The following is a 16,516-nucleotide window of genomic DNA, read 5'->3' on the forward strand; positions in this document are numbered from 1 at the left end:
TTTTTAAATGAAAGAAAGAATGAATATCGTTTTCGTAGGCCATGTGGACCACGGCAAGAGCACTTTAATCGGGCGACTCCTATCAGATACCAACTCATTGCCCGAGGGAAAACTTGAACAAGTAAAACGCACGTGTCAGCTCAATTCCAAACCTTTCGAATACGCTTTTTTGCTCGACGCTCTTAAAGACGAACAGGCACAAGGAATTACTATTGATACTGCAAGAGTCTTTTTCAAAACAAGCAAACGCGAATATATAATTATCGATGCCCCGGGTCATATTGAATTTCTGAAAAATATGGTCAGTGGAGCTTCCAGAGCCGATGCGGCCATTCTAACGATCGACGCTCAGGAAGGCATTGCCGAAAACTCGCGACGGCATGCTTATATGCTATCCATGCTCGGTATCAATCAAATTGTCGTCGCTGTTAACAAAATGGATCTGGTAAATTACAGTCGAGATGTTTTCGAGAACATAAAAACTAATTACTCCATTTTCCTGACTGAAATTGGAATAACGCCAGTTGCTTACGTTCCGGTCTCGGCACGCGAAGGGATTAATTTAATTGCGCATTCAGATCGTACACCCTGGTACAGGGGAAAAACAATAATCGATTTAATTGACGACTTTAAGTGCTCTCGGTCGGATCCGGAAAACAGCTTCCGAATGTTCGTACAGGGCGTTTATAAATTCACAGAAAAAAACGACAACAGAAGAATAATTGCTGGCACAATTAATTCAGGCAGAATTGAACGCGGCGACGAAATTATCTTTCTCCCATCAGGCAAAACAAGCAACGTTAAATCGATTGAAATATTTGGCAAAGAAGACGTTAATAGCGCCGAAGCTGGAATGGCAATTGGCCTTACTATTACTTCGGAACTCTATATTAAAAACGGCGAATTGATATGCAAAAAGGGGGAAAAACTTCCATCCGTTAGCAATCGTTTTAAAGCCAATATCTTCTGGATGGGTAAAAATAAATTAACTATCGGGAAAAAATATAAAATCAAACTGGGCACATTTAAATCAGAACTCTTTATTGAAAAAATCGAAACATCACTTGATGCCTCTACTCTCAGAATAAACACAAATCCTGAAAATGTTAATCGACACGAAGTTGCTACAGTGATTTTAAACACTCTTAAACCCGTGGCTTTCGATTTAAGTAATGAAATTAAGGACACCGGTCGATTTGTAATCGTGGAAGACTACGATATAGCCGGAGGCGGTATTATAACTGAATCGTTGCCTACAAGTGATATTCATCTACAACCTGATTATACTCAATTCGAAATCGAACTCTACAATTTGATTAAAAAATATTTTCCACACTGGGAAATAAACATCATTAAAAACCAGAACGAAAGGGGCATACATGTATAAGATAAATTCGTTGCCAATACTACTACGTAACCCCCGTATATTATTAATCGGAGGAGGCATAGTTGCCTTGCAAAAGATAACCGTACTCCTCCAGAATAATATCGATTTTTTTGTTATAGCAGAGAAATTTTGCGATGAGTTAAAGAATATGAAATTCAATCGTAAAATAAAATCATTTACAAAGGATGACGCTGAGGGATTTAATATCATAATCGATGCAACGGGAAATAAAGAAGTTAATCGCCTGCTGAAAGAATTGAAAGAAGAACGTTTCTTTTTACTCAATACGGTAGACGTACCCGAAGAGTGTGACTTTTATTTTTCTTCACTTCTACTCTACAAAAACCTGAAAATTGCTGTTTCGAGCGATGGTGCAAGTCCAACTTTGACCCAGGTAGTTCGAGATAAAATAAAGGAGTATTTACCAAATAAACTCGAACAACTGGCAGAAAAAAAATTAAACGAGCGTATTGAAGGCATAATTGATATTGAATCGACAAAAGCCGAAACGCTACGTTTGTTTGGAAAAGTTTTTATTGTAGGTTGCGGAATCGGGGGGGGCGAACTTCTCACAGTAAAAGCGTACCATATTTTAAAAAAAGAAATTGATGTAGCAGTTTATGACAATCTTGTCTCCGACGAGATCCTCTCCATTCTTCCTGATAGGGTTGAAAAAATTTATGCGGGCAAGTCGAAAGGAGACCATTCAATGACTCAGGAAGAAATAAATCAATTACTGGTAAAATTGGCCTCCGAAGGAAAACATGTCGGACGCCTCAAGAATGGAGACCCTTACATATTCGGAAGGGGTAGTGAAGAAGCACTTTATCTGATTAATAATAATATTGACGTAGAAGTAGTTCCTGGCATTTCGTCTGTAACTGCTGCTCCGCTACTTGCAGGTATTCCACCGACTGCACGTAATTTTTCCTCCTCTGTGTCAATAGTTACAGGTCATCTCAAAGGAGGCGAATTCGATTATTCCTGGATCGATCTACTAAAAAGAAAAAATCACACAACAATTGTGCTAATGGGAGTAACTTACGCCGATAAAATTTCTGCTTATGCAAGAATAAAATCTGTAGACGATTTCACTCCCGTTGCTGTTATATCTAATGCTGGCAGACCAAATCAAAGTGTGGCCATCGGAACCATATTGGAATTAGAAAGTCTTGCAAAAGAAGCTTCTTCACCGTCAATGCTGGTTTTTGGTGATGTTGTTAACCTATCTCGGATCTTGCCTCGATATTCTGTAAGCGAGTTAATCAATCAACAAGCATGAAAGGAGAAAGATAATGAATAATGTGCTGGATAAAATTGATATCAATCGCGGTTATGATATCTACAAAGAAATAGAGGAATACGAAACAGTTATTCAGAACTTCCTCGATAAAAAAATTCACCCGGAGAGATTCAAAAGCTTCCGTCTCGTTTTTGGTACTTACGGCGTAAGACACCATGACGAGGGAATTCATATGCAACGGATTAAAATCCCCGGCGGATTCATTCTTTCAGAACAAATGAAAACGATTGCCGAGCTGACGCAAGATTATGCCGCATCTGGCCATGCCCATATCACGACACGACAGGACATTCAACTTCATTATGTGTCTTTAGAAAATATTCCCTCGTTGCTAAGACGATTGGCAAAAGTTGGAATTACCACACGGGAAGCTTGCGGCAATAGCATTCGCAATATTACAGCTTCTTATCTCAGCGGTATAAATCCAGACGAAATTTTTGATATAGTACCTTACGCTCTCTACTGCACTCGTTACTTCCTGCGTCACCCGCTATCTTCGACACTACCGCGTAAATTTAAGATCTCCTTTTCGGAAAGCGAGGCCGACTTTGCATACGCCCGGATGCACGATATCGGAGCAATTGCACAAGTTGTTAATGGCAAACGAGGCTTCAAAGTTTATGCCGGTGGAGGACTCGGAGCCGTGCCGATGACCGGCCATTTATTGACCGATTTTATAGATGAAGTCAAATTCTATCTGTTAATAGAATCAGCACTACGAATCTTTCACAGACACGGACGACCAGAAAGAGAAAATCGTAATAAAGCACGAATGAAATTCTTTATATCCAGAATTGGTTTCGAAAATTTTCAGGAAAAGGTATTTGCCGAGCTGGACTTACTCAAAAAAATCCGAAAGATCGACAGCGATTTAAAAAAATACATTGAAAACTTTCCTCTCCCATCGCCTACAAAAAACGGAAGAGAAGACAGTTTCCCAAATAACAGAAAAATATCCAGCCCTATCATACGAGAATTTAATGAACTGCCGGAGAGTGGCAACTGGAATCTCTTTGCCGAAGGAATTATTGAGCAGCGTCAGGACGGCTATCTGGCGCTATTAATTAAACCAGAGCTCGGTAATCTTACACCTGAGGAATTCAATACAATCGCTGAACTATCTGATAGATATGGAAGCGGTTATGGTATATTCACACCTACACAAAATATTTTAATTCCCTGGATAAATAAGGAATTAATTTATGATGCGTATAATTTTCTCAATGAAAGGTCGTTTTTCAAAAAAGCTTCGGGTTCAACTCGCAACATTGTCTCGTGCCCGGGAGCTTTTTCGTGTAGACTAGCAGTGACCCACCCTTACAATCTGGCACAGGATATTGGAAAGAACAACGAGGAACTTGGCGGTTTGCGTATTCACATTTCTGGTTGTCCAAATTCGTGTGGCCAGCATCATATCGGCGATATCGGTCTCTACGGCGCCTCGATTAAAAGCGGCGATCGACTCGCACCACATTACGTTGTTCTTTTAGGCGGAAATATTCATATCGGTAAAATTGGTAAAGTTATCGGCAAAATACCTGCAAGGTTTGCCCATGAATTCGTTTCGAAAGTTGTAAAACTCTGGGAAGAAAATAAAAAGAATAATGAGCAATTTTACGAATTCGTCGAAAGAATGGGATTCGAGCCATTCAGAAAAATTCTCGCAACATACATGGCATCTCAAAACCTGTCAAACGATATATATAAAGAGCCTGGCTTCGAGGAAGATTTCAAAATGGAAGCCGAAAGCAGAGGAGAATGTGCCGGTAGCCTGCTCGACTTGATGGCAATAAACCTCTTCGATTCGATACGCTATATTTACGAAGCTGAAGACTACATTAAAATTGGCGACATCGACAGTGCACGCAATAAATGTCTCGAAGCGCTATTGCTTTCTTCCAGAATGTTTGTTTTTCTCGACGGTATCGACTCTGAAAACGAAGACGAAATTCTTAATGAATTTATTGCCAGAATTGTGCCCAGAAAATGGCTCTGCAACGATTGGAGCGACCTCAAAAACAGATATTACCAATGGAAAAGCAATTCCAATGCAGATATTACTGAATTATTAAAATATTCGAAAGATTTCGTATACGATTGCGATAAATCTTTCGTTCGTCTTCAACCAAACCTTAAAATACAACAATGCGCAAAAATAGAAGGAGAAGTTCATTATGAAAACTGAACTCAACACTTCAACTCACATCCTGGATTTAAGTGGAGTTGCTTGCCCTATAAATTATTTAAAAGCAAAATTAAAACTCGAAGAAATTCAAGCTGGCGAATATCTTGAAATAATTCTCGACGATGGCCAACCGATTAAAAATGTTCCTCTCTCCCTACAGCAGGATGGGCATGAAATTACGAAAAAAGAAAAATTTAACGAGAATCAATGGAAAATAATCGTCAAAAAAGAGGCACAAGGTTGACTTTAATTTAGTAATTAGGTATAATTGCTACCAATAAGATTAAAATGGTAGTGTATATGAAACTTTCAACACGCAGTCGTTATGGAGTCAAAATTTTGTTAGAAATTGCAATAGCTAATGCAAATACAACAAGGGGAGAAAATGTGCCGGTAACAATAAAAGATATCGCCGTAAAACAAAAAATATCTGAAAAATATTTGAGTAAATTGATAATTACACTTAAAGGTGCAGGCTTGATTAAATCATTTAGAGGTACAAATGGCGGATATCTTCTTGCACGGCAACCTTCGGAAATCAATATGCTAAATGTGGTCAAAGTGCTGGAAGGCGATTTATTGATTTCAGAAGTCTCGAGGTCGGATAATTACTGTCCAGTAGAGAATATGTGGGTAGGTTTACGCTCGAATATAGAAGACTATTTAAGAAACATAAATCTTAACGACTTACTCGAAGATTACACAAAGCATAATACAAAAGCGATTTCATTTGAAATATGAAAATAGCTGAAAACATTACAAAGTTAGTTGGCAAAACACCGCTTGTATATATAAATAAAATTACACAGAATGCATATGCACGGGTGGCAGCCAAGCTGGAAGCCTTTAATCCTGGAGGCTCGGTTAAAGACAGAATTGGACTGGCTATGATCGAAGATGCCGAAGATAAAGGAATTTTAAAACCTGGTAGTTTGATAATCGAACCAACATCAGGAAATACAGGATTAGCTCTGGCATACGTCGCAGCCGCAAAAGGTTATAGAGTAATCATTACCATGCCGGAAAGCATGAGTATTGAAAGAAGAAAAATACTTGAACTATTCGGAGCGGAAGTTATTCTTACTCCTGCCGAAAAAGGCATGAGCGGTTCGATAGAAAAAGCTGAGGAGTTACTCAAGAAGTATCCAGACGCTTTTATGCCGTATCAATTCCGCAACAATGCAAATCCGGAAATTCACCGTCGTACTACTGCGCTTGAAATCTGGAACGATACCGACGGTAAAGTTGATATTTTTGTCGCTGGTGTTGGAACTGGCGGCACAATTACTGGTGTGGCAGAAATTCTAAAATCTAAAAAACCAGAGATAAAAATTGTAGCTGTTGAACCTGCGAGTTCTCCGGTTTTATCTGGTGGTAAACCCGGACCTCATATGATACAGGGTATTGGTGCAGGATTTATACCCGAAGTGCTCAACACTGAAATTATCGACGAAATAATACAGGTCAAGAACGAAGAAGCAATTCGAACGAGCAAAAGAATAATTGCCGAGGAAGGAATTCTTGCTGGCATATCGAGCGGTGCCGCAATGTATGCAGCGCTAAAGCTTGCTGAATTGCCCGAAAACAAGGACAAATTAATCGTAGTTATTTTCCCGGATACAGGTGAAAGATATTTATCGCTCTCATTCTTTTCTAATAACAATGGAGTAAATTATGAAACTGACAATCAACGGCAATAATGAAAATATAGAGAAAGATAAATTAACCGTCTCTGAACTTCTAAAACTTAAAAACGTAGAAATGCCCGAGATGGTTTCTGTCGAGTTAAATGGCGAAATACTTGACAGAGAAAAATACGACTCTACCGAACTGCAAGATTCTGATGTAATTGAATTTCTTTACTTTATGGGTGGAGGTAAAATTGAATTTTGAAACTGCGGCAATTCATGCCGGGAAATTATTAATTGAAAAAACTGGTGCCACACAAGTCCCGATTTATCAAAGTGCTTCGTTTGCTTACGAAACGGCAAGCGATATTGCAAGTGTGTTTCAAGGCAGACAGTTCGGTTATCTCTATTCGCGAATTACTAATCCAACAATAACAACTTTCGAACTCAGAATGAATGCACTCGAAGATGGCATTGGAGCTATAGCTACTTCTTCTGGAATGTCTGCCATTGCTACAGTGATTTTTACTCTTGCCGAAAATGGTAGTGAAATCGTTGCTTCAAAGTCTCTTTTCGGAGGCACCTATATTTTCTTTAATGAAATTTTAAATTACTCTGGTATTAATGTAAAATACGCTGACTTCAATTCACCAGCTGAAATCGAGAAATCTATAAACGACAAAACACGCCTAATATTTCTTGAATCGATCAGCAATCCGAAACTTGAAATTTATGACCTCAAAAAAGTTTCTGATCTTGGACATAAATATAATCTTCCTGTTGTAACAGACAACACATTAACCACGCCTTATTTATGGCGTGCAAAAGAATATGGGGCCGACGTAATAATTCACTCTGCTACTAAGTTTATTACCGGAAATGGTACGGCAGTTGGCGGTATTTTAATTGATACTGGGAATTATAATTGGGAGTTACATCCATCACCTAAAATAAAATCGCTTATCGAAAAGGCTGGCTCCTTTGCATTTATAGCGGCAGCTCGTTCAAAAGTATATCAAAATTTTGGCTTCGCACCTGCTCCACAAAATGTATTTTTTCACCTTCTGGGACTGGAGACTTTAGCTTTAAGAGTGGAAAAACATTGTTTTAATGCCTCGAAACTTGCTGAATTTTTATTGAAACATCATAAAATTAAATCGGTTAATTATCCCGGGCTTAAAGATAATAGATACTATCAATTGGGCAAGAACCAGTTTAATAATCGATTCGGAGGATTAATTACAATTGAGTTAAATACAAAAGAAGATTGTTTTCGTTTAATTGATAATCTTAAATACACAAAGAATTCTGCCAATCTTGGAGACTGTCGCACTCTCATTATTCATCCTGAGTCTACAATCTATTCAAATTGCAGTCAGGAAGAAAAAGAGAATGCAGGTGTTACATCGTCCTTAGTTCGGATTTCTGTTGGTATTGAAAATATTGACGACATAATTGAAGACTTCAGCAATGCACTCGACAAAATTTAAGAGGATAAAATGAATTTCACAGAAGAACAAATATATCGATATAGCAGGAACATAATTCTAAAAGAAGTAGGGGGAAAAGGACAGGAAAAGTTACTCAATTCGAGAGTACTTGTCATTGGTGCTGGTGGACTCGGTTCTCCCTTACTTCTCTACCTTGCTGCAGCAGGAGTAGGAACACTCGGGATTATCGACAGCGACGTTGTCGACCTGAGTAATCTCCAGCGACAGGTTATCCATTTTACAGACGATCTGAACAGATCAAAAGTAGAATCCGCTGCTGAAAAAATTTCTCGTATCAATCCGGATGTAAAAGTAATTCCTCACAAGGTCAGACTCGATTCTACAAACATCGAAGAAATTATCAAAGACTACGACTTCATTATCGACGGAACAGACAATTTTCCTACTAAATTTTTAATTAACGATGCATGTGTTATGCACGGAAAATCTTTTTCACATGCGGGCATACTTCGATTCGAAGGACAAACCTTCACACATATTCCAGGCAGCATGTGTTACAGATGTATTTTCAAAGAACCACCTCCCAAGGGTGTAGTGCCAACATGTAGTGAAGCCGGCATTCTAGGCGCTGTGGCAGGTGTTATCGGAAGCATTCAAGCAGTTGAAACGCTAAAATATCTAATCGGTGCTGGAGATTTATTGACCAATCGACTCCTTACATTCAATGCTCTCAAAGGAAGTTTCAGAGAAGTTAAACTCAACAAAAATAAAAATTGCCCGCTCTGTGGAGAAAATCCGACTATTACCGTACTTACTGATTACGAACAACCAGCGTGCGATTTAAAGTGAGGAACAGGGAAATGGCTAATAAAAAGAAAATATCAATAGTTCTTTTCAGCGGCGACTTCGACAGAGCTATTGCAGCTTTTACAATAGCTTCTGGAGCTGCCGCAGTTAATTACGAAGTCAACCTTTTCTTTACATTCTGGGGCTTAAATACAATCAAACAAAAGAAAGGCAGAAGCGCAATCGGCAAAGGTTTTCTTGCGAGAGCCTTTAATTTTCTGATGGGAGGTTTTAAGAACCTACCCCTCAGCAGATTTAACTTCGCCGGTATCAGTCCTAAAATTATGACCGGAATGATGAAAAAAAGAAACGTTGCTACTCTTAATGAACTTATAAACGCTGCTATTCAATTAAAAGCAAATTTTTATGCCTGTGAAATGTCGATGAATATTCTGGGTTTGAAAAAGGAAGACTTCATTCCCGAAATAAAAGAAGTCCTGGGTGTAGCTAAATTTCTAAATTTATCAGAAGACGGAGAAATTTTATTTATATGAAAAAATATAAACTCGACATAACCAAAGACCATTGTCCGATGACCTTTGTAAAAACGAAGCTTGAATTAGAAAAACTTTCGAGCGGCGAGATACTCGAAGTAATTCTTAAAGAAGGCGAGCCTTTGGAAAACGTGCCTCGTACAGCCGAAGAACAGGGAAATAAAGTGATCGAAATAAAACACATTCAAGACGATATCTATCTCGTGACAATTCAAAAGGGATGATATGCTTCAAATACCCAGACAGATCATTGAAAAGATAATCGAACATGCCAAACAAGATTATCCGATTGAAGCCTGTGGATACCTGACAGGAAAAGACTGCGTAGTAAGCGATATAATAAAAATGACTAATACAGATAAGTCCAGCGAGCACTTCTCGTTCGACCCGAAAGAGCAGTTTCAAGCCGTTAAATATGCTCGAAGCCGCGCCGAAAGTCTTATTGCCGTATATCATTCTCATCCGGATACTCCCGCTCGAATGTCGCAAGAGGATATTCGTCTGGCAAACGATACAGAAATAAATTACATAATATTTTCGGTCAGGGACAATACGATGAGGTGTTTTAAAGTCGATAAAAACAAAAATGTAATTGAAATTCCTATTCGTGAAGTATGATTTAAATCATAAGCCACACTTGACTTAATTTGTCTCATAATTTAATATTGAGTGTGAAAAAGGGATATGTATGAACATAAGCGCAAACATAACGATACATCCTTTGCACGAGTATGTTAATACAAAACTCGACCCCAATAATATACGCACAATCAGCCAGTTGCAAAAAGACGCTCAATATGATTCCTTTCATAAATATTTTATTCCCGAAGAAGTTAGCAAAACAATAACGGAAAACTCTGATGAGAGGAAATCTGAAGAATTAAGATTCAGAGAAAACTCGCCAATAGCACGCCCGCTCGAAGGCACTCAAATTTTTAACAATACGGTTAAAATCAACAAGAAAAAATTAGAAAGATATTTCTCGTTCAACAAAGGATTTCAATCCGAAGAGGAAGAGGTAGTTGAGACGAAAGAAAATTTTGAATTTTACATTGTTACAAATGATAAATATGAATTTAATTCGGACACACAAAAACCACTTACCTACCTTCAGAGAATCGTCAAGAAGACCTACCGCGCTGGATACGTAAAAGACCCCGGCACTCTTGTGAATTTATCCGCTTAATTATCGTAGTATCCTTTCTTTTTGTATAGCTTTGCGCCGTAGGTTCTTTCGTTCCCAATTTGATTTATTATATAATGTTTTTCCGGTTTACCGTTAATCTCCAGTATCTCGTATCCCACTACACCCCGTTTAATTAGAGAGGCGAGCATTTTCATAAATTCTTCTTTCTCGGCTGCATTCAGATCACTGAGATCAAGTCTATCCTTCCTGCCGAGATTTAAGAATTTATCAAGCTTATCGAAAACTCTTGCTGTATTTGAAATTTCAGCAGAATCCGGTGAAATAGAATTGCTGTCGGTTCGCGATGTTTCGGATTTCAATTGTGCAAAAAGCGTACTAAGAAAAAATTTATTCCCCGATACAGGTTCCATAGTTTTTTTATTTTATTATCGATTGGATTCAGAAATTAGTTGAGGATTTTTTTCAAAAAACCGTCGATCCAATCGACCACCTGTTCTTGCCATGGATGAAAAAGCCAGAACGGGTGAGGAGTATTTTCAATTGTATGTACTTCGGAATAAATACCGTGCTCATTTAATATTTTAATCGCCTCATCTCGTCCCGCATGAAAGCGTGGTAAGGAGCTATTAATAAAAAGCATGGGCGGAGATGTACTGTCGACATATTTAAGAGGTGAGGCTTCGATCCATAAAGAGGGATTTTCTTTATAAGTAAACCCGAGCCATTGTTTAGCCGCTGAAGGTTTAGAGGGGATGGAATCCTTCCCACTTTCAGAAGGAGTTGTCATATCGTAAACGCCGTCTACATCAATAATTGCAGCTGCATTAATAGCGCAATTTTTTGCCGATAATTTTTCAATTTTATCCGTTAAAGCTGCCATTGCTGCAATTTGACCACCTGCCGACATCCCCATCAGAACAATTTTAGAAGTATCAATTTTATAAACATCTGAATTTTCTTTAAGCCAGCAGATTGCTCTTTTAACATCAAGGATTGCTACCGGATAGAGAGCTTCGGTCGAAAGTCTGTATTCTACTGTAGCACAAAGATAATTTTTTCTGGCAATGCGGGATGCAATTGGATGCTCCATTTCTTTGTACCCAGAACGCCAGCCACCACCGTGAACAATTACAACCAGCGGAAGTTTTTTAGCATGGCCCGCAGGCATAAATAAATCGAGCAATAACTTTCTTTGACCTTCTGAGTAATAAATTACGTTCTTTAAGATTTGCAAACCTTGCGAATCAAGTTCAGCCGGCTTAACAAACGGATATTCTTTTTTAATCTTTTCATAAGCACTTTTAGTTGTAAACGAAGTATCTCTGTTAAACTGTGCAATAGCTAGTATGGGCAAAAAAAAGATTAATGCAAATGTTTTTTTCATAACGAAGACCAATAGTGTTTACTGTTACGAAATTTATCAGATCACTCAATTTAAAATTACAGCTTGTTTTATTTCTTATCTAATCAGTATGAAAAGATTTAATTCATAAGTTATATACTGCATTAAACAATCAATAAAAAGGAAGCCCTATGAATCAGGGCTTCCTGTAATGAAATTTATTTTAGAAGTAGCATTTTATGAGTAATTATTTTTTCATTTGTTTGCAGCTGGTAAAAATAAATACCGCTTGCCAGATTCGAAGCATTAAATCGCACTTCATAATTACCTGGATTCTGGTTTCCATCAACAAGTATTTTTACTATTTGGCCGGTTACGTCGTATATAATCAATTTAACGTTACTTTGAGCTGGTAAAGAATACTTGATTTTAGTTTCCGGGTTAAATGGATTGGGATAATTCTGTGATAAAGAGTATTCTGATGGTATTTCATTGCTACTGTTATTATACTCTTCGACAGAAGTAATTACATCGGGCATCCAGCTATATCCAAAATTAGGATGAGAATCTTTCGAAAAGATATTTTCGATTGTATAGAGCTTTGCTTCTTCGTCAGTAAGTTGTCGTGAAATCGACTTAATGCGGTTAGTAGTGTCGGAACCAGGACCAAAGCATTTATACTCAGCATACAATGCAGGAGTAACGTTCCAGGTTGACCATCCAGCTGGATTAAGGGATTGAGGTTCATAACAATTGATAAATACTGTTCTGGGTTTATCCTGCCATGGTCTACCGAGTACAAAAGTTGTTATTGGCCTTCCGTCGAAACCGACCGAATCCGCAGAAATAATGCAGTCCTTAAACACATAACCAAATTTCGATACGGCCTCGGTGCTGGCGGCTGTAAGTGTTCCGCCTTCACGATTAATATGAATTTCGCATGAATCAAACAGTACTATATCTCGACCAAATATAAAATCGACCGATCCTTCGATGTAACAATTCTTCATATAAATTCTTCCGGTACCTCTACCGCCCCACGTGTAATAAGTATCCTGATAACCGAGTAGCCTGCAGTTGTAATATTGTTGTCTATCACCGTTAACTCTAAGAGCTACTGCTTGTTCACTGCTACCGTGTGTTCCGTCGTTCTTAATTGTATTTTGAAATGTTATGTTGATTGCAGTAAAATCGTCGGCGTCTATTGCCACACTATACGATTTTGATGTACCCAGATTATTTTTACCTGCATAGTCGTCATAAGTAAGAATTGTGCTATCTCTGTCTTCGCCTTCGAGAATTACATTTGTTTTAGTTGAAGGCAGCAGCAATTTTTCGTAATAGACTCCTTTTTTAACCAGTATTCTGTATTTGCCGGTATAATAATCCGGAACATCGTCAAATGCAGCTTGAACGGATGTGTAATCGCCTGTGCCGTCGAGAGCAACGATCTTGGTTACATCAGGAGCCGGCTCCTGCGTTGTAAAAGAAAATTCTTCGCCGTAACCTGTACCAATACTGTTTGTTGCATAAGCTCGTACGTAATATGTGGTATTTGGTTCAAGAGGATACATTATACTCTTGAATGCACCAAGTCCACTTCCATTCTCTGTTTTATTATCGTTAATTGTAGGATTCCCCTTTGTATTCCAGCAAACACCGCGGACTATTACCGTATCGCCGCCCCATTTTTCAACAGTGCCTCCGCTTACAGCTGTTTTAGTCATAATTTCTGTTACCTCTGCAGTTGTAACTGTGGGTACCATTAAAGAATCGAGCGTTTCGAATACAACTTCATTTCCGTAGGCAACACCTGCATCATTAATTGCATAGGCCCGGACGTAATATTTGGTTCCTGGTTGCAATCCCGTTAATTTACTTACGAACTTTCCTGAACCACCTCCATCATCAGTTTTATTGTTGTCGATAGTTGGATTTCCCTCAGTATTCCAGCAGACGCCGCGTTTTGTAACAACAGCCCCACCATCGGATGGAATGTTTCCGCCACCTGTAGCAAACGTTGTTGATATATCCGTAATTTCAGAAGTTACAACTTCCGGAGGATCAGCAGTAACACCCAAGACGTTACCGTATATCATCACGCTGTCAACTGCAATTAATTTTGCCCATCCTTCAGCCTTTGTATTATGAGGATAAATAAGCAGATAGAATGATTCGCCTGTATTGATTGTCTCTTCTAATTTAGCTCCGAATTTTGCAATCTTATTTCCAGGAAGAGAAGTATCAGCAATCAAAATAGTTTTGTTAACAAATGATGAATCTTTTGAATAGTAGATTGCTGCTTTTAAATTGCTCGAAAACCATCCGCCCAGGTAGAGTGAAACAGAATCGACATAAAGTGTACCGCCGAACTTCGGTTTAATTACATAGCCAAAATAGAGCGAATCTGTCGGGAGAGGTTCGGCATACCATTCTTTCGAAACAGTTTGAACAGCACCTACTTTGTGATCATTCCCTTCAGTGTCCTGTAGATTTGTCGTTCCGTAAAATTTCATTGCACTGCTGTAAAATGGTTTTTGAGCAATTACGGGCCCTGTTGATTCCCATTCTTCACCTGTTTCATAGGGCCATAGTACATTTGACGAAACTGGACTACCTTCCACTTCGCCAGCAATAAGAATGTTCTGGAGGCACAGATATTTGCCGGTTTTTACCGCTGGATCTTCGTTCCACGGATAAACTCTAAAATAAAATTTTTGACCCGACATCACTTTAACGTTCAGATCAAAAGTAAAACTTTCGAGTGCTGTAGCATTTAAATAATTATTACCGCTCTGGTCGCTTGTATGATAATCGAGTTTTACAGCATTTGTAAAATCCGGATTTGTAGAATACCACAAGTTAGCTTTAAAGGTACTGGAGCTTTTTGCACCGATGTCAAGACTCAAAGAATTAACATACAGTGTATAGCCGGCTTTTGGGGCAACTGTAAATTGAACATAAACTGTATCAATCTGGTCGGTTAAATTTGCTGGCCAGGAATTATTTGTATTTGCCATTCGGATTCGCTGGCTATTATTGGGACCAGTATAACCGTTAATTTCAGTATTTACAAAGAGCTCCTGTTCGGCAATAACCTGCCCAGTTGTAATAACATTAACTCCCGTTCCCCCCTCGTCGGGATTTGTAAGCGGCCAGGAAGCACTTGCGGGATATGTTATTCCTTTTGTTTCACCCCAGATAATAACGTCCTGCACATAAAGATATTTGGATGTAGAAGGCGAGCCTTCGTACCATGGATAAATGCGCACAAACAGCGTATCGCCATCATTTATTTTTTCATTGATTATAAATGAATAAAGCGTATCGCTACCGTTGCCGAGAACAAGCGGGTTTTCGTTTAACTTATGAGGATTATCAAAAGACGAATTAATGTCGTAAACAACGTCGGCACGGATGTAGCTGGTACCACCTCCGCCCAGATAGAGGGTTATTGAATCGGCATAAAATGTAAAGTTGGGTTTAGGAGTAACTGCAAATTGTACCCATCTTGATGCGACAGGCCCTGTTTCATTTCCCCATTGTATTGGATTTGTACCATCGTGGGGCCACCATCTCTGGTTAGTGCCCAGTGGACCTGGATTGCTACCCGTATAACTTCGCACTACAAAGCCGGGACTTCCTATTTCAGGAAAACCAATTAAATTACCCTGAACTACCGAGACATTCTGACTGTCCGGCGGTACGCATTTCCATTCGACGAAAGATTTACTTTGAGAAAATGCGGAAATCAAAGGAATTAATAAGAAGAGTAAAACGATAAATCTCTTTTTCATAAACACCCCATTAGAATTTATTAATAATAGTCACTGGGACTGTATTCAACAATAAAGTTATCGATTAAGTATTTTTAATGAAAGTATTTTTCGATCAAAAGGGGAATATGAAAGTTAAAATGGATTTTTTTGCGATGAAATTATCAAAGCGAGGCTGACATTTTATTTATTGCCTCTTTGTAGTTTCTGCTCATTTTTAATTTGACACCCGATTTTAAAATAACGAGATAATCTCCGTGTTCGCTCGAAACCAGCCTGTCAATCTTTTCAATGTTTACAATTATTGAGCGATGTATGCGAACAAATTTTGATGGATCGAGTTTCTTTTCAATAATGTGAAGTCTACCTCGCTCCAGAAATTCATCCTCTCGCGTAAAGATGTTCAGGTAGTCGCCTTCTGCTTCAATATATTCAATATCGTCTATGTCAATTAATTTAATTACGTTCTTCCGTTTAATTGTAATCCTTCTGAGATAATCTTTATAGCTGGATTGAGTTTTGCCTATCGAATTTAAGTACTCATTAATCAATTCTTTAATACTGACACCATATTCTCGTCGATTGTTTGTTTCAATCAGTTCGAGTGCATACTTAACAGCAGCATCAAACCTCGATGTATTTATTGGTTTCAGTAGATAATCCGTCGCGTGCACTTCAAAAGCTTGCAAAGCATATTTATCGTATGCAGTTATAAATATGATCACTGGAATCTCTTCTGTTTTCAATCTATTGAGCATCTCAAATCCACTCATACCAGGCATTTGAATATCCAGAAAAACAAGTTCAGGTTTATATTTATTTATTGCGTTTAAGCCTTCCTTCCCATCGCTGCATTCGGCTACAACATAAATATTGTTAAACTTTTTCAAACGCAGTAATATGCCTTCGCGAGCATGTTCTTCGTCGTCAACTATTATAGCTTTGATTCGTGACATT

Annotated in this window: 17 protein-coding genes; 13 read left to right on the forward strand and 4 right to left on the reverse strand. The window is 38.4% G+C overall.

The features are described from left to right. The first annotated feature begins 7 nt into the window (after nucleotides 1-7). The 13 genes from ACSSV9_RS02420 (at nucleotide 8) to ACSSV9_RS02480 (ending at nucleotide 10,480) form a co-directional block, all read left to right on the forward strand. A complete protein-coding gene (locus tag ACSSV9_RS02420; RefSeq protein ID WP_437345621.1) occupies nucleotides 8-1,387 on the forward strand; it encodes a sulfate adenylyltransferase subunit 1 in 1,380 nt (459 codons plus the stop codon). Beyond that, nucleotides 1,380-2,669 carry a uroporphyrinogen-III C-methyltransferase gene (gene cobA / locus ACSSV9_RS02425; RefSeq protein WP_437345622.1) on the forward strand — a complete coding sequence of 430 codons (1,290 nt, stop codon included), beginning with the start codon at nucleotides 1,380-1,382 and terminating at the stop codon, nucleotides 2,667-2,669. The genes ACSSV9_RS02420 and cobA overlap by 8 nt, the downstream gene beginning before the upstream one ends. A gap of 13 nt (nucleotides 2,670-2,682) precedes the next feature. After that, nucleotides 2,683-4,875: a nitrite/sulfite reductase gene (locus ACSSV9_RS02430; RefSeq protein WP_437345623.1), complete on the forward strand. Its 2,193-nt coding sequence runs from the start codon at nucleotides 2,683-2,685 to the stop codon at nucleotides 4,873-4,875. Beyond that, complete coding sequence (locus ACSSV9_RS02435; RefSeq protein ID WP_437345624.1) at nucleotides 4,865-5,119, forward strand: sulfurtransferase TusA family protein; 255 nt, start codon at nucleotides 4,865-4,867, stop codon at nucleotides 5,117-5,119. The genes ACSSV9_RS02430 and ACSSV9_RS02435 overlap by 11 nt, the downstream gene beginning before the upstream one ends. A gap of 56 nt (nucleotides 5,120-5,175) precedes the next feature. After that, nucleotides 5,176-5,616 carry an RrF2 family transcriptional regulator gene (locus tag ACSSV9_RS02440; RefSeq protein ID WP_437345625.1) on the forward strand — a complete coding sequence of 147 codons (441 nt, stop codon included), beginning with the start codon at nucleotides 5,176-5,178 and terminating at the stop codon, nucleotides 5,614-5,616. After that, entirely contained in the window at nucleotides 5,613-6,575 is a 963-nt protein-coding gene (gene cysK / locus ACSSV9_RS02445; protein WP_437345626.1) for a cysteine synthase A, read from the forward strand. Before ACSSV9_RS02440 ends, cysK begins: the two co-directional genes overlap by 4 nt. Continuing rightward, a complete protein-coding gene (gene thiS / locus ACSSV9_RS02450) occupies nucleotides 6,550-6,768 on the forward strand; it encodes a sulfur carrier protein ThiS (RefSeq protein WP_437345627.1) in 219 nt (72 codons plus the stop codon). Before cysK ends, thiS begins: the two co-directional genes overlap by 26 nt. Continuing rightward, nucleotides 6,758-7,993 carry an O-acetylhomoserine aminocarboxypropyltransferase/cysteine synthase family protein gene (locus tag ACSSV9_RS02455; RefSeq protein ID WP_437345628.1) on the forward strand — a complete coding sequence of 412 codons (1,236 nt, stop codon included), beginning with the start codon at nucleotides 6,758-6,760 and terminating at the stop codon, nucleotides 7,991-7,993. Before thiS ends, ACSSV9_RS02455 begins: the two co-directional genes overlap by 11 nt. A gap of 9 nt (nucleotides 7,994-8,002) precedes the next feature. Further along, entirely contained in the window at nucleotides 8,003-8,803 is an 801-nt protein-coding gene (locus tag ACSSV9_RS02460; protein ID WP_437345629.1) for a HesA/MoeB/ThiF family protein, read from the forward strand. Between the two features lie 11 nt (nucleotides 8,804-8,814). Continuing rightward, nucleotides 8,815-9,294, forward strand: a complete 480-nt coding sequence (locus ACSSV9_RS02465) for a DsrE/DsrF/DrsH-like family protein (protein ID WP_437345630.1) — start codon at nucleotides 8,815-8,817, stop codon at nucleotides 9,292-9,294. Continuing rightward, a complete protein-coding gene (locus tag ACSSV9_RS02470; RefSeq protein ID WP_437345631.1) occupies nucleotides 9,291-9,518 on the forward strand; it encodes a sulfurtransferase TusA family protein in 228 nt (75 codons plus the stop codon). Before ACSSV9_RS02465 ends, ACSSV9_RS02470 begins: the two co-directional genes overlap by 4 nt. Before the next feature lies 1 nt (nucleotide 9,519). Next, nucleotides 9,520-9,912: a M67 family metallopeptidase gene (locus tag ACSSV9_RS02475; RefSeq protein WP_437345632.1), complete on the forward strand. Its 393-nt coding sequence runs from the start codon at nucleotides 9,520-9,522 to the stop codon at nucleotides 9,910-9,912. 70 nt (nucleotides 9,913-9,982) lie between these two features. Continuing rightward, the gene (locus ACSSV9_RS02480; protein WP_437345633.1) at nucleotides 9,983-10,480 is read left to right on the forward strand and encodes a hypothetical protein; all 498 of its coding nucleotides are present in this window, start codon (nucleotides 9,983-9,985) and stop codon (nucleotides 10,478-10,480) included. On the opposite strand, the gene ACSSV9_RS02485 is transcribed toward ACSSV9_RS02480, so the two are convergent. From ACSSV9_RS02485 to ACSSV9_RS02500, 4 genes are all read right to left on the reverse strand, one after another. After that, the gene (locus tag ACSSV9_RS02485; protein ID WP_437345634.1) at nucleotides 10,477-10,851 is read right to left on the reverse strand and encodes a hypothetical protein; all 375 of its coding nucleotides are present in this window, start codon (nucleotides 10,849-10,851) and stop codon (nucleotides 10,477-10,479) included. The two genes, ACSSV9_RS02480 and ACSSV9_RS02485, sit on opposite strands and share 4 nt — an antisense overlap. A 35-nt stretch (nucleotides 10,852-10,886) precedes the next feature. Continuing rightward, nucleotides 10,887-11,825, reverse strand: coding sequence for an alpha/beta hydrolase (locus tag ACSSV9_RS02490; protein ID WP_437345635.1), 939 nt, complete (start codon nucleotides 11,823-11,825; stop codon nucleotides 10,887-10,889). Between the two features lie 176 nt (nucleotides 11,826-12,001). Continuing rightward, nucleotides 12,002-15,580 carry a pectinesterase family protein gene (locus ACSSV9_RS02495; protein ID WP_437345636.1) on the reverse strand — a complete coding sequence of 1,193 codons (3,579 nt, stop codon included), beginning with the start codon at nucleotides 15,578-15,580 and terminating at the stop codon, nucleotides 12,002-12,004. A gap of 143 nt (nucleotides 15,581-15,723) precedes the next feature. Next, nucleotides 15,724-16,515, reverse strand: a complete 792-nt coding sequence (locus tag ACSSV9_RS02500; protein ID WP_437345637.1) for a LytR/AlgR family response regulator transcription factor — start codon at nucleotides 16,513-16,515, stop codon at nucleotides 15,724-15,726. Nucleotide 16,516 lies beyond the last annotated feature (1 nt).

It is taken from the genome of Melioribacter sulfuriphilus, assembly GCF_051488685.1.
GTDB lineage: Bacteria > Bacteroidota > Ignavibacteria > Ignavibacteriales > Melioribacteraceae > Melioribacter.

Bases quoted from the DNA above. Each gene is read 5' to 3' on its own strand.
- ACSSV9_RS02460 (WP_437345629.1), top strand. From the start codon at position 8,003: ATGAATTTCACAGAAGAACAAATATATCGATATAGCAGGAACATAATT.
- ACSSV9_RS02435 (WP_437345624.1), top strand. From the start codon at position 4,865: ATGAAAACTGAACTCAACACTTCAACTCACATCCTGGATTTAAGTGGA.
- ACSSV9_RS02440 (WP_437345625.1), top strand. From the start codon at position 5,176: ATGAAACTTTCAACACGCAGTCGTTATGGAGTCAAAATTTTGTTAGAA.
- cysK (WP_437345626.1), top strand. From the start codon at position 5,613: ATGAAAATAGCTGAAAACATTACAAAGTTAGTTGGCAAAACACCGCTT.
- ACSSV9_RS02470 (WP_437345631.1), top strand. From the start codon at position 9,291: ATGAAAAAATATAAACTCGACATAACCAAAGACCATTGTCCGATGACC.
- ACSSV9_RS02430 (WP_437345623.1), top strand. From the start codon at position 2,683: ATGAATAATGTGCTGGATAAAATTGATATCAATCGCGGTTATGATATC.
- ACSSV9_RS02490 (WP_437345635.1), bottom strand. From the start codon at position 11,825: ATGAAAAAAACATTTGCATTAATCTTTTTTTTGCCCATACTAGCTATT.
- cobA (WP_437345622.1), top strand. From the start codon at position 1,380: ATGTATAAGATAAATTCGTTGCCAATACTACTACGTAACCCCCGTATA.
- ACSSV9_RS02475 (WP_437345632.1), top strand. From the start codon at position 9,520: ATGCTTCAAATACCCAGACAGATCATTGAAAAGATAATCGAACATGCC.
- ACSSV9_RS02495 (WP_437345636.1), bottom strand. From the start codon at position 15,580: ATGAAAAAGAGATTTATCGTTTTACTCTTCTTATTAATTCCTTTGATT.
- ACSSV9_RS02420 (WP_437345621.1), top strand. From the start codon at position 8: ATGAAAGAAAGAATGAATATCGTTTTCGTAGGCCATGTGGACCACGGC.
- thiS (WP_437345627.1), top strand. From the start codon at position 6,550: ATGAAACTGACAATCAACGGCAATAATGAAAATATAGAGAAAGATAAA.
- ACSSV9_RS02465 (WP_437345630.1), top strand. From the start codon at position 8,815: ATGGCTAATAAAAAGAAAATATCAATAGTTCTTTTCAGCGGCGACTTC.
- ACSSV9_RS02485 (WP_437345634.1), bottom strand. From the start codon at position 10,851: ATGGAACCTGTATCGGGGAATAAATTTTTTCTTAGTACGCTTTTTGCA.
- ACSSV9_RS02480 (WP_437345633.1), top strand. From the start codon at position 9,983: ATGAACATAAGCGCAAACATAACGATACATCCTTTGCACGAGTATGTT.
- ACSSV9_RS02500 (WP_437345637.1), bottom strand. From the start codon at position 16,515: ATGTCACGAATCAAAGCTATAATAGTTGACGACGAAGAACATGCTCGC.